Raw genomic sequence first — 12,416 nt, 5'->3', positions numbered from 1 at the left:
TGCTGACTTCGCCTCACTCGACGGGCGGCGACGCGTCGGGCCACGCTCAGCGCGACGGCCGCCCGACATCGAGTGAGCCGAAGTCAGCAGATCACTCCCGCCGGAACCTGACCGCGAGCACCATCCAGATCGCGCACATCCCCGCGAACACCGCCGCGAGGGCGCCGGTGACGATCGCGGCGAGCCAGAGCCCCATCACCGAGTCGACCCGCGCCTGCGCCGGGCGGCGCGGGTCGTAGCGGACGTCCACGAGGTCGCCCTCCGCGTACGCGGGCGGGGCCTCGGCGACCGCCGAGACGAAGTCGACGTCACGGCCGTCCTCGGCGGTGAAGACGATCCGCGGGGCCCAGATGGTGCTGCAGACCTCTCGGTCGCGGTCCTCGTCCTGGTCGTCGTCGCGGCAGCTCTGACGCTCGACCAGCTCGACGACCTGCCCGGTGGCGACGGCGCTCTCGGCGAGGAAGGCGCGCGTACGCACCACGTCCACCACGCAGACGATCGTCAGCACGACGGCCAGCCCGCCGAGCGCGACGGCGACGAGCCGGAACCCTCGGCCGAAGGACATGCCGCCGGACGCTAGCAGCGACGGGCGGCCTTGACCCGGGTCAGAGCCCGACGAGCTCCGCGCTGCGGTCCCACAGGCCGCGGGCGAGGTCGGCGTCGCGAGCCTGCGGGTTGGACTTCGCGACCTTGTTGCGCTCGAAGTACTCACCCGTCGGCCAGTCGCGCCCGGGCTCCTGGGTGGCCAGCCAGACGAGGCCCTTCGCGCCGCGCTCCGGGCTGATCGTGAACAGGTTCTTGATCACCGGGGTGTGGTAGAGGAAGCGCATCGGGTGCGTCGTGTCCCGCGCGAAGCTCGTGCCGACGACGCCGGGGTGGAAGGCCGCCGCCGCGATCCCGTCCGCCGAGTGACGGCGGTCGAGCTCGCGGGTGAAGAGGATGTTCTCCAGCTTGCCGTTGCCGTACGCCCGGTCGGGGCTGTAGCCGCGCTCGAGCTGGAGGTCGTCGAGGTCGACGTGGCCGAAGAGCCGGGCCGCGATGCTGGCCGTCTGCACCACCGTCGCGCGGCTGCTGGTCAGGGTCGGCAGGAGCAGGTTCGTGAGCAGGAACGGGGCCAGGTGGTTGACCTGGAAGGTCGACTCGAAGCCGTCCGTGGTCAGCGACCGGTGGCCCATGATCCCGCCCGCGTTGTTGGCGAGGACGTCGATGCGCGGGTGGTTCGTGCCGAGCTCGCCGGCGAGGCGGCGCACGTCGTCGAGGTCGGCGAAGTCGCTCGTGTACGACGGCGCGCCCAGCTCGGCGGCCAGCGCCCCGGTCTTGGCCGGCGAGCGCCCCACGAGCACGACCTCGTGGCCCTCGCGCTTGAGCTCGCGGGCCGCGGCGGCGCCGATGCCGTCGCTGGCGCCGGTGATGACGATGGTCTTGCGGTCCATGCGGGCGGGCCTCCGGGGTCGGTCGACGGTCCCGCACAGCGTGCCGGAGGCCACCAACTCTCGGGACCCCGCCCACCCGGATCAGTGCGAGCCCCACGGCCGCAGACCCGTCGACGCCCAGACCGGGGCTAGGCAGCGTCCTTAGGCTGGGCGGCATGGACCCCCGCGGGGCTGGTCGGCTGCGCGGGTTCCGTGCGCCAGGGGCCGGCGAGCGGGCGGGTGCGGAGGGTGCCGGGAGCGGCCCTTCGACAGGCTCAGGGATCGTGGTCGGGTCCGGCTCAGGGGACGCGGTCGAGGACGTCGTCGCGTCCGGCTCCGGGAACGGGGGCGGGCGCACGTCGTCGTGGCGCTGGCTCGTCGCGGCCGGGGCGGTGCTCGTGGTCGCGATGGCGGTGATCGGGACCCTCGCCTTCCGGCTCGGGTCGACCTCGGCGGCCCTCGACCAGCGCAGCAGCCCGTCGCCGAGCCCGACCCCGCGGGCGAGCGCGACGCCGCTGGCGACGACCGACCTCTACACCCGCCTCGTGCCGTCGGTCGTCCTCGTGACGACCTCGCGGGGCTCGTTGGGGTCGGGGACGGTGGTGACCGACAAGGGGCTCGTCCTCACGGCCAACCACGTCATCGCCGGCGGGGGCGACCTGACGGTGGTCTTCGCCGACGGCACCCGGAGCCGCGCGGAGGTCGCGTCGGCCGACCCGCGCAACGACACCGCGGTCCTCGAGCCGCAGAAGCTGCCGGAGGTCGTCGTCCCGGCGGCGATCGGCGGACCGCCGGCGGTCGGCGCCGACGTGGTGGCCATCGGCAACCCGCTGGGCCTGCGGCAGACGACGACCTCGGGCATCGTCTCCGGCCTCGACCGCACGAGCCGGACCCGCAGCGGCACGGTCAAGGGGCTGGTCCAGTTCGACGCCGCGGTCAACCCGGGCAGCTCGGGCGGGCCCCTGCTCGACCGCCAGGGGCTGCTGGTCGGGGTGGTCGTGTCGATCGCCGACCCCGGCAAGGACGAGGCGTGGGCCGGCATCGGCTTCGCGGTGCCCATCGCCACCGCGCTGGCCGGTGGCGGGGACGGGACCGGACCAGGAGGAGGACCCCAGATATGACCCAGGCACCCGACGCGTGGTCGCGCGAGAGCGTCGAACGCGAGCCCGAGCCGGTCGCGCCGCGGCCCGGCCCCACGGCCAACCCCTTGGAGCGGGTCCTCTTCGAGGTCAAGCGCACGATCGTCGGCCAGGACCTGCTGCTGGAGCGCATGGCCGTGGCGATGCTCGCCGGCGGTCACCTGCTCGTCGAGGGCGTCCCCGGGCTGGCCAAGACGCTGGCCGTGAAGTCCCTCGCGAGCGCGGTCGGCGGCGCCTTCCAGCGGATCCAGTTCACCCCGGACCTGGTCCCCGCCGACCTGGTCGGCACCCGGGTCTACCTCCAGCGGACGGGGGAGTTCCAGACGGTCCTCGGACCGGTCTTCGCCAACCTGCTGCTGGCCGACGAGATCAACCGGGCGCCGGCCAAGGTGCAGAGCGCGCTGCTCGAGGTGATGCAGGAGCGCCAGGTCACGATCGGGCGCGAGACGCACCGCGTCCCCGAGCCCTTCCTCGTCATGGCCACGCAGAACCCGGTCGAGTCCGACGGCACCTACCCGCTGCCCGAGGCGCAGGTCGACCGCTTCATGATGAAGGTCCTGGTCGGCTACCCGACCGCGGCGGAGGAGAACGCCATCGTGGGCCGCGCGCTGGAGCCGGGTCCGGCGCCGCAGGCGATGCTGACGCCCGAGGACCTCGTGGCCATGCGGGGCGAGGTCGAGCGCGTCTACGTCGACCCGGCGGTCGTGGACTACGCCGTACGCCTCGTGGCCGCGACCCGCGCCCCGGCGTCGGTCGGGCAGGGCGACCTGGAGCGCTACGTGACCTACGGCGCGAGCCCGCGGGCGAGCATCGCGCTCGTGCTGGGCGCCCGGGCGCTGGCCTTCCTGCGGGGCCGCGACTACGTGCTGCCGCACGACGTCGACGAGATCGGTCTCGACGTGCTCCGCCACCGGGTCGTGCTGTCGTACGAGGCGCTGGCCGACGGGCTCGACGCGGACACGATCCTCGTACGGGTCCTGCGCGCGGTCCCCGCGCCCGACGTGGTCCTGCAGGACTAGGCCGTGCCTCTCGACCTCCCGTCGACGCCGGTGAGCGCCGGCCCGACCCCGGACGCGCTGCTGCACCGCCTCGAGTGGCGGGTGCTGCGGCAGCTCGACGGGCGGGTCCAGGGCGGCTACCGCACGAGCCGGCGCGGCAGCGGGCTCGACCTCGCCGGGCTCCGCGCGTACACCGACGGCGACGACGCGCGCCACATCGACTGGAACGTCACCGCCCGCCTCGACGAGCCGCAGGTCCGCGAGCACACCGAGGACCGCGAGCTGACCTCGTGGCTGGTCCTCGACCGGTCCGCGTCGATGCGGGTCGGCGGCGGCCGGGACGGCGGTGGGACCGGGCGCGGCAAGGCCGAGGTGCTCACCGAGCTGGCCCTGGTGCTCGCGCGGCTGCTCGGGCGCGGGGGCAACCGGGTCGGCGCCGTGCTCTACGGGGCCGGGTCGCCGCGGATCGTGCCGCCGGGCACCGGGCGCAACCAGGCGCTGCGCATCGCGCGCGAGCTGGACCGGCCCGACCCCCTCCCCGATCCGGGCTCGGGCGTCGAGCCGGTCCGCCGGCGGGCGCGCGGCTGGTGGCGTCGTGCCCCCGGACCCATCGAGGCCACAGGGACCACCGACCTCGCCGAGATGCTCACCACCGTCGCCGGCCTGGCCCGCCGCAGCCTCGTCGTCGTGGTGTCGGACCTGATCGGCACCGGCGACTGGCAGCGGCCCCTGGTCCGCCTGGCCCACCGCAACGAGGTGGTCGCGCTGCGCGTGGTCGACGCCGCCGACGACGCGCTGCCCGACGTCGGGCTCGTCGTCGTCGAGGACGCCGAGACGGGGGAGCAGCTGCTCGTCGACTCGGGCGACCCGTGGTTCCGGTCGCGGTTCGGCGAGGGCGTGGACCGGCGCGAGGACGAGCTGCGGACCGGGACGCGCCGGGCCGGCGTCGCGCTGCACCGCGTCGGGACCGACGCCGACCTGGTGACCACGCTCGTCGACGTCCTCGCGCGCACCCGCCGAGGCGTCCCGGGGCAGGCGCGGTGAACGACGACGGCGGGGCGCTCAGCGTCGCGCACCCGGTGCTGCTCGTCGTCGGCCTGCTGGTCGCGGCCGCCCTGGTCGCGCTCGCCGTACGCCTGACCCGGAGCCGGGGCGCCGCCCTGGCCGCGGCCGGGGTCTCGGTGCCCGGGCGGCGCACACGGGCCGTGCTGCCGCTCGGCCGCTGGCTGAGCCTCGGCGGGGTGCTGCTGCTCGCGCTCGCGTGGGCCGGGCCGGCCGCCGCCCTGCCGGTGGGTCGCAGCGCGGGCACAGTGGTCCTGGCCATGGACGTGTCGAACAGCATGGGGGCGACCGACGTGGCCCCGAACCGCCTGGCCGCGGCGCAGCAGGTGGCGGACGCGTTCGTCGACGCCCAGCCGGGCACCGTCGACATCGGCGTCGTCGGCTTCGACCAGGGCGCGCTGACGACCTCGCCGCCGACCGCCGACCGCGCGGTCACGAAGGCCGCCGTGCAGAACCTCCGCCTCTCGGGCGGCACCTCGCTCGCCGCGGCGATCCTCGGCTCGCTCAGCGCGATCACCGGCAGGGCGGTGACGGTCGGCGAGGACGGGTCGCTGCCCGACATCGGGCAGTGGGGCTCGGCGACGATCGTGCTGCTCTCCGACGGCGGGGCGGCCGGTGGCGCCGGCGGCACGGCCGACGCCGCAGCGGAGCAGGCGGCGACGCTGGCCCAGAACGCCGGCGTCCACCTCGAGACCGTCGGGGTGGGCACGGCCGCCGGCGCGGACGTGCAGGTCGACGGCTACTCGATCCGCACCGCGCTGGACGCCGACCGGCTCACCGCGCTCGCGGAGACGACCGGTGGGGCGTACCACCCGGCCTCCGACGCGGCCGAGCTCGACGACGTGGCCTCGGGCATCGACCTGCGGCTCACCGTCGCGCGCCAGGACGTGCCCCTCGCCGGGGGCGTCGCCGCGGTCGCGCTCGCCCTCCTCGTGGCCGGGGCGGCCCTGACCGTGCTGCGCACCGGGAGGCTGGTGTGACCCTCGCCTGGCCCTGGGCCCTGCTGTCGCTGCTCGTCGTCCCGCTGCTGCTCGCGGTGGCCTGGCTCGGGCGGCGCCGCCGCCGGGCGGCCGCCGTACGGGTCACCTCGATCGCGCTGGTGCGCGAGGCGCTGCCGCCGCGCTCCCGCCGCGTCCGGCTGCTGCCGCCCGCGCTGCTCCTGCTCGGCCTCGTCCTCGTCGCGGTGGCCGCCGCCCGGCCGCAGGCCCGCGTGCCGGTCGCCTCGGACTCGACCACGATCATGCTGGCGATGGACGTGTCGGGCTCGATGTGCGCCACCGACGTCGAGCCCAACCGGCTCACGGTGGCCCAGCAGGCGGCGACCAGGTTCATCGAGTCCGAGGGCGGCGACGTCAAGATCGGGCTCGTGGCCTTCGCCGGCGTGGCCGGCGTGCGGGTGGCGCCGACCACCGACACCGATGCCCTGGTCGAGGCGATCGGCGCGCTGTCCACGGCGCGCGGCACGGCCATCGGCTCGGCGATCCTCACCTCGGTCGACGCGATCGCCCTGGTCGACCCGACCGTCGCCCCCAGCGGCGTGGACGCCGAGACCGCGCAGCGCGACGGCGTCGCGCCCGACGTGGTCGTGGTGCTGACCGACGGCGCGAACACCCAGGGACCCGCCCCGGCGACGGCGGCCGAGGCGGCGGCGGTGCGCGGCCTGCGGGTCTTCACGATCGGCTTCGGCACGACCTCGCCCACGCGGATGGCCTGCACCGGGCAGCAGGCCGGCGGTCTCGGGTACGGCGGCGGCGGGTACGGCGGGGGCGGCTTCGGCGGGGGCGGCGGCGGACGGTTCGGCGGGCGGAGCCCGCTCGTGATCGACGAGCCCGCGCTGCAGGGCGTGGCCGAGACGACCGGCGGGCAGTACTACCGCGCGGAGAACGCCGACCAGCTCGCCGAGGCGCTCGGCGACCTCCCGACCCACGTCACGGTCGCCCGCGAGGACGTCGACGTCGCCTCGTGGTTCGCCGGCGCGGGCGGCCTGCTGGTGGCCACGGCGCTCGGCCTCTCGCTGTGGTGGGGGCGCGTCCGGAGATTCCCCGGGCCCTGAGCCGGTGTGCGGGCACGCGGCGTCGGCGCGGCGCCCCGGGGCACCACCGCGAGCCTCGGCAGGTGTCGCCGCGGTGGGATAGGTTGGCGGCCAGCACAACCCTCCCAGCATCGTCCTCGGGGGACGACGGAAGAACCCCACATGATGTCTCGCGTGACGCGCGGGACCGGCTGCGGACGGCGGGCATGACCGCCGACCGTACGGTCCTCGCGCTGGGCGACCCCCTGGCCGTCCCGAGCCCGCTCCGGGACCGGCGGACCGCGGTCCTCGTCCAGCTGGTCGTGCTGGTCGTCGCCATGGTGGCGGTGGCGGCGTACCTGCACGGCGGTCCCCCCACGAGCGGGAGCAGGCTGCTCGTGGGCAACCTCGCGCTGCTGGTGGCCATGGTCTTCGGCGTCGGCTGCTGCGTCGTCGCGGCGCGGCGCCGGGCGCCGGGACGTGCGGCCTGGGTGCTCATCTCGCTCGCGCTCTGCCTCGGTGCCGCCGGGCAGGCGCTGTTCACCTCGGCCGTGCTGCAGGGTGCGGCGCCGAAGCCGTCGCCCCTCACCGACACGCTCGCCTACCTCGGCTACTCGCTGCCCCTGCTGGTGGCCCTCTTCCTCTTCCCGCGGCCGCCGGAGCGCCTGATCTCCCGCTTCCGGGGGGTCGTCGACGCCGTGGTCATCACGACCGGCGTGCTGCTGGTCAGCGAGGGCACCGTCCTCGGCGTGCTGCGCCAGGCGATGGACCTCTCCTCACCCACCGGCCTGGCCACGCTGGCGTACCCGGTGGCCGACGTCGCCATCTGCGCCGTCGTGCTCACCCTCGGCATGCGGCAGGCCCCGGCCGACCGGCTGGTCTGGCTCTGCATGGGCGCCGGGCTGCTCAGCCTCGCCGTGACCGACAGCGTCTACGTCCGCGAGCTGGCCGCGGGGACCATGGGTGCCACGGGCACGCCGCTGGTGCTGGGCTGGGTGGCGGCACCGCTGCTGATCGGCCTGGCCTCGCAGACGGCCGGCCTCCGCACCGGGCGGCACCGGGACCTCGACCTTGCCTCGCAGCTGATCCCGTACGCGCCGGTGATCGGCGCGGCCGTCGTCGTCGCGACGCGACCCGTGCGCGACGACCCCTTCCTGCTCGTCGGCGCGGTCGTCCTCCTGGTCACCGTCGCCGCGCGCCAGGTGATGATCGTCTACGAGAACCTGACGCTCACCCGCGACCTCGAGCGCAAGGTCGCGGAGCGCACCGCCGAGCTCGCCACGCTGGGCTCGATCGTCACGTCCTCGCGCGACGCGGTCGTCGGCTTCGGGCTGGACCGCTCGATCATCGCCTGGAACCCCGCCGCCGAGGAGCTGTTCGGTCACCCGGCCACCGAGACGCTGGGGCGCGACTTCGGCTTCCTGCCCGAGGCGACGCGCGAGCGGGTGACCCGCCTGCTCGGGGCCGCCGTCCGGCGCGAGCCCCTCGAGAGCTACGAGGCCGAGTGGCAGCGGCCGTCGGGCTCCACCATCCCGGTCGCCTTCACGGTCTCCCCGGTCCTCGACGGCGACGAGGTGGTCGGCATCTCCGTCTCGGCGCAGGACATCACCGAGCGCCGGCGCGAGGCCGAGGTGCTGGAGCAGGCCCGCGAGGAGGCGCTGCAGTCGGCGCGGGTCAAGTCGGAGTTCCTCGCGACGATGAGCCACGAGATCCGCACCCCGATGAACGGCGTCATCGGGCTGGTGTCGCTGCTGCTGGACACCGAGCTCGACCAGCAGCAGCGCGACTACGCCGAGGGCGTCCACCACGCCGGCCAGGCGCTGCTCGACGTGATCAACGACATCCTGGACTTCTCCAAGCTCGAGGCCGGCAAGCTCGTCCTCGACTCCGACGACTTCGACCTGCGCAGGCTCGTGGAGGAGGTCGGCGACCTGCTGGCGCCCGCGGCGTACGCGAAGGGCCTGGAGCTGCTCGTCGACTTCGACCCGACCGCGGTGCGCTCGGTGCGGGGCGACCACGTCCGCGTCCGCCAGGTCCTGCTCAACCTCGCGTCCAACGCCGTGAAGTTCACCGCGGCGGGCGAGGTGCAGATCAAGGTCGGCTCGACCCTGGCCGACGACGGCACGGCGGACCTGCACGTGGAGGTGGTCGACACCGGCATCGGGATCGCCGAGGCCGACCAGCCCCGGGTCTTCGAGTCCTTCTCCCAGGCCGACGCCTCCACCACCCGCCGCTACGGCGGGACCGGGCTCGGCCTCGCCATCTGCCGGCGCCTGGTCGAGGCCATGGGCGGCGAGATCGGGGTGCGCAGCGTGCCCGGGCTGGGCAGCACCTTCTGGTTCGACCTGCGGCTGCCCGTCGTGGAGGCCCAGCCGCAGCAGACCGGCGACCACCTCGCTCCGGGCAGCCTGCCGTCCCACCTCCGCGCCCTCGTCGTCGACGACAACGCGACCAACCGCACCATCCTGGCTGCCCAGCTCGGGGCGTGGGGGATCGCCGTCGACGCGGTGGACAGCGCGGACGGGGCGCTGGCGGCGCTGCGGGCGGCGCGGACGGAGGGCCGCCGTCACGACCTCGCGATCCTCGACATGCTGATGCCCGACGTGGACGGCATGGAGCTCGCCCGCCGCATCGACCGCGACGACGAGCTGACCGGGCTGCCGATGATCATGCTGAGCTCGGCACCGCGCCTGCCGCTGCCGATGCTGGAGGAGGTCGGCGTCGCGCGCTGGCTCAACAAGCCCGTCCGGGCCGCGGCGCTGTACGACGCCATCGTGCGCCTCGTCGGACGCAGCGCCCCGCGCCCGGTGTCCCCGGTCGAGGAGCGCGGGACCGGGGCCGCCCAGCCGGTCGCGGCCACCGCGACTCGCGGCCGGGTGCTGGTGGTGGAGGACAACGAGCTCAACCAGCTCGTGGCCTGCGGGCTGGTCGAGCGGCTCGGCTTCAGCACGGCGGTCGCGGGCAACGGGCTCGAGGCGCTCGCCGCGCTGGAGGCGGCGACCTACGATGCGGTGCTCATGGACTGCCACATGCCGCTGATGGACGGCTACGCCGCCACCCGGAGGATCCGCGAGCGCGAGCAGGGCCGCAGCCGTACGCCGGTCATCGCCCTGACCGCGGGGGCGATGGTGTCGGACCGGGAGCGCTGCCTGGCCGCCGGCATGGACGACTACATCGCCAAGCCCATCGACCCGGACGCGCTCGCCGTGGCCCTCGACCGGTGGGTGCCCGTGGCGCACGGCCACGACGGGTCCCCGGGCGCCGCGGGTGGCGGTCCGACGCTCGTCGAGGACCTCGAGGCGCCGTCCCGGGCGTGCGGCCGGATCGACGCCGAGCAGATCGAGGGGCTCGCCGAGCTCCGCTCGCGCGACGGCGCGGACCTGCTCACCACCTTCATCTCCTCCTTCACCCGGCGGGCGGACGACCGGCTGCACGCGATCCGCACGTCCTGCGGCCGGGCGGACGACGAGGCCCTCGCGGCCGCCGCCCACGAGCTGAAGGGTTCGGCGGCCACGATCGGCGCCACGCGGGTGGCGTCGCTGTGCGCCGAGCTCGAGCACGAGGGCTCGCGGGTGCTCGGGCGCCGCCCCACGGTGCTGGACGACCTCGAGGTCGAGCTGCGGCTGGCGGTCGACGAGCTCGACGCCATCGCCGCCGCCAGGGCCGCGTGAGCGCGGACGCCGTGGTCGGCCCCGGCCTGCCGGGTGCGAGCGCGCCCGGGGCCGGGCTCGTCCCGGAGCGGCTGCCCGTGCTCCGCGCGTCCGCCGCGGCCGGCACCCGGCTCGCGGCCTTCCACCGCGCGCTGCGGACCATGGGGCTGGCCCACTACAACCTCGTCCGGCTCTCGAGCGTGATCCCGCCGGACACCGAGGTCGTCGCCGGTCGCCCGCACGGGGCACCGGGCCTGCGGTCGCTGCGGCCCTCCGAGCGCCCGGTCGAGTTCGCCGACGGCCGCTGGGGCGACCGCGTCTACTGCGTCTACGCCGAGCAGTCGACCGAGGTGCCCGGTGAGCAGGCCTGGGCGGGGGTCGGCTGGGTGCAGCGCACCGACGGCCAGGGCGGCTACTTCGTGGAGCACGAGGGCGACGACCCCGACGTGGTCGTCGCCGAGATCCGGGCCAGCCTGACCGACATGGTGGCCGACGAGGACGTGGCCTTCGGGCCGCCCGAGTGGGTCCTCGAGGGCGTGACCTGCGAGGACCGACCGGTCTGCGCGCTCGTGGTCGTGCCGTACGCCGCCGTCGGCTGGGGCCCTAGACCGAGCTGGCCGGCCTGATCCGACCGGTACGACTGGTCCGACCGAGCCGACGCCCGGGACGGACGCCGCCCCTCCGCCTCAGGCGGCGGCCGGGGTCACGTCGTGGACGAGCCAGACGTTGGGTTCCACGTAGGTGCCGGAGTCGCCGTCGATCACCACCGGCGCCAGCCCGCCCGGGGCGACGTAGCGGCCCGGGCCCGGGATCGGGTCGTCGAGCCAGCGGCGCCAGTCCTCGACCGACCCGCTGATGGTCATCGAGGACTCGGCGACCCCCTGCAGGCGCGCCCCGAGGCGGAGGTGGGTCCGCACCCAGGGGTCGAAGGCGACGCCGTCGGCGGTCTGCCAGGTGAGGTAGTCGTCCATGGCGACGAGGGGGTAGCGCTCCTTGAGCACCGGCCGCACCGGGGCCACGAGGGCCCGGCCGCCCGCCTTCGCCGTCGCGGCGCGCAGGGCCTCGATGAGCCGTACGGCGAGCCCGCGCCGCGTCGCGTCCGGGGCGACCGTGATCGAGAGCGCGGTCGCCGCCTGGACGGGGGACCCCGGCTCGTGCCGGCCGGCACGGCTCACGGCGTCGTCCCAGCCGAGCGGCAGGTCGGCCTCGGTGCCGTCCCAGGTGATCGGCAGCGAGAAGGCCGCCCCGCGGACCCGGTCGTCGGCGTCGACCGCGACGACCTGGTGCTCCGGCGCCGCCTGCAGCAGCGCGAAGAGGTCCTCGTCGTGGCCCGGGCGACCCGCGAGCATGAAGGTCGGCCAGCGGGAGGCCAGCAGGGCGCCGACCTCGTCGGCCAGGTCGGGCCGGTCGGCCAGGCTCAGCAGCCGGAGGTCGTCGGCCGCCAGCCGGCGCGGGTCGGTCGTCGGCACCGGGATCCGCCCGTGGCGGTAGTCGGCCACGCTGTAGCTCTGCGCGTCGAGCCTCGAGACCGAGCTCATCGGGCCGAAGAGCCAGCCCGACCAGCGGCCCACGCCGTGCTCGTCGTTGTAGGCGCAGGTGTCGAAGCCGACGACGCCCCGCGTCGACTCGAGCTGGTTCTTGACCGCCGACGCCATCAGCAGCAGCGCCTGCGAGCGTCGCCGGTCCGGGGCGACGAAGGTGTAGCCGAGGTAGAACATCGCGTCGCGCCCGACCGCGTCGGGGAAGCGCGTCTCGAAGTAGGAGGGGCTGATCCAGGGCACCGCGGACAGGTCCTTGGTGAGGGTGGTCAGCGCGAAGGGCGTGCCGTCGTCGTCGCGCACGAGGAACTTGATGATGCGCGGGTCGGCCATCTCCTCGTCGAACTCGGCGCGGGACAGCACGTGGCGTGCCGCAGCCCGGGTGGCGAGGGGGGCCATCGCCCCGAGGTACAGCGGGTGCAGCACCTCGAGATCAGGGCCGTCGAGGACGGTCTCAGCACGGACCTGCACGAGTCGGAGTGTAGGGCGCGCGGGGCCGCTACCGAATCGATACAGGGCGCGCCGGGCCGACGTGATCATCTCGACAGCGCACCCCGAGCCGCCGCGGAGCCCCGCCCGGCTCCCGGCCGTGCCCGTGAGCGGGCT

10 protein-coding genes are annotated in these 12,416 nt (G+C 75.4%); 7 read left to right on the top strand and 3 right to left on the bottom strand.

Going from position 1 to position 12,416, the window contains the following annotated elements; translation table 11 throughout:
* Positions 1-91 precede the first annotated feature (91 nt).
* Together BLU42_RS15030 and BLU42_RS15025 are read right to left on the bottom strand one after the other, a co-directional pair.
* On the bottom strand, positions 92-565 hold the full coding sequence (locus BLU42_RS15030) for a DUF3592 domain-containing protein (protein WP_091075972.1): 474 nt from the start codon (positions 563-565) through the stop codon (positions 92-94).
* A gap of 40 nt (positions 566-605) precedes the next feature.
* The gene (locus BLU42_RS15025) at positions 606-1,433 is read right to left on the bottom strand and encodes an SDR family NAD(P)-dependent oxidoreductase (RefSeq protein WP_091075968.1); all 828 of its coding nucleotides are present in this window, start codon (positions 1,431-1,433) and stop codon (positions 606-608) included.
* Between the two features lie 155 nt (positions 1,434-1,588).
* Between BLU42_RS15025 and BLU42_RS15020 the strand changes: the two genes are divergently transcribed.
* The 7 genes from BLU42_RS15020 (at position 1,589) to BLU42_RS14990 (ending at position 10,898) form a co-directional block, all read left to right on the top strand.
* Positions 1,589-2,533 (top strand): S1C family serine protease, encoded by a 945-nt coding sequence (locus BLU42_RS15020; RefSeq protein WP_197680457.1) that lies wholly within the window; start codon positions 1,589-1,591, stop codon positions 2,531-2,533.
* The gene (locus tag BLU42_RS15015; RefSeq protein WP_091075966.1) at positions 2,530-3,570 is read left to right on the top strand and encodes an AAA family ATPase; all 1,041 of its coding nucleotides are present in this window, start codon (positions 2,530-2,532) and stop codon (positions 3,568-3,570) included. The genes BLU42_RS15020 and BLU42_RS15015 overlap by 4 nt, the downstream gene beginning before the upstream one ends.
* Before the next feature lie 3 nt (positions 3,571-3,573).
* Complete coding sequence (locus BLU42_RS15010) at positions 3,574-4,593, top strand: DUF58 domain-containing protein (protein ID WP_231918180.1); 1,020 nt, start codon at positions 3,574-3,576, stop codon at positions 4,591-4,593.
* Entirely contained in the window at positions 4,590-5,591 is a 1,002-nt protein-coding gene (locus tag BLU42_RS15005; protein WP_091075963.1) for a VWA domain-containing protein, read from the top strand. The genes BLU42_RS15010 and BLU42_RS15005 overlap by 4 nt, the downstream gene beginning before the upstream one ends.
* On the top strand, positions 5,588-6,664 hold the full coding sequence (locus tag BLU42_RS15000; RefSeq protein ID WP_091075959.1) for a vWA domain-containing protein: 1,077 nt from the start codon (positions 5,588-5,590) through the stop codon (positions 6,662-6,664). Before BLU42_RS15005 ends, BLU42_RS15000 begins: the two co-directional genes overlap by 4 nt.
* A 185-nt stretch (positions 6,665-6,849) precedes the next feature.
* Entirely contained in the window at positions 6,850-10,293 is a 3,444-nt protein-coding gene (locus BLU42_RS14995) for a hybrid sensor histidine kinase/response regulator (RefSeq protein ID WP_091075956.1), read from the top strand.
* Positions 10,290-10,898 carry a pyruvoyl-dependent arginine decarboxylase gene (locus BLU42_RS14990; RefSeq protein ID WP_197680456.1) on the top strand — a complete coding sequence of 203 codons (609 nt, stop codon included), beginning with the start codon at positions 10,290-10,292 and terminating at the stop codon, positions 10,896-10,898. Before BLU42_RS14995 ends, BLU42_RS14990 begins: the two co-directional genes overlap by 4 nt.
* Before the next feature lie 60 nt (positions 10,899-10,958).
* On the opposite strand, the gene BLU42_RS14985 is transcribed toward BLU42_RS14990, so the two are convergent.
* Positions 10,959-12,281 (bottom strand): hypothetical protein, encoded by a 1,323-nt coding sequence (locus BLU42_RS14985; RefSeq protein WP_091075953.1) that lies wholly within the window; start codon positions 12,279-12,281, stop codon positions 10,959-10,961.
* Between the last annotated feature and the right edge of the window lie 135 nt (positions 12,282-12,416).

The organism is Microlunatus sagamiharensis (genome assembly GCF_900105785.1).
GTDB lineage: Bacteria > Actinomycetota > Actinomycetes > Propionibacteriales > Propionibacteriaceae > Microlunatus > Microlunatus sagamiharensis.
The sequence above is the reverse complement of the archived record's forward strand: the minus strand, read 5'-3'. Positions and strand labels throughout refer to the sequence as shown.

Excerpts from the sequence above, each read along its gene's own strand:
- BLU42_RS15030 (WP_091075972.1), bottom strand. The coding sequence starts at position 565 with ATGTCCTTCGGCCGAGGGTTCCGGCTCGTCGCCGTCGCGCTCGGCGGG.
- BLU42_RS15025 (WP_091075968.1), bottom strand. The coding sequence starts at position 1,433 with ATGGACCGCAAGACCATCGTCATCACCGGCGCCAGCGACGGCATCGGC.
- BLU42_RS15020 (WP_197680457.1), top strand. The coding sequence starts at position 1,589 with ATGGACCCCCGCGGGGCTGGTCGGCTGCGCGGGTTCCGTGCGCCAGGG.
- BLU42_RS15015 (WP_091075966.1), top strand. The coding sequence starts at position 2,530 with ATGACCCAGGCACCCGACGCGTGGTCGCGCGAGAGCGTCGAACGCGAG.
- BLU42_RS14995 (WP_091075956.1), top strand. The coding sequence starts at position 6,850 with ATGACCGCCGACCGTACGGTCCTCGCGCTGGGCGACCCCCTGGCCGTC.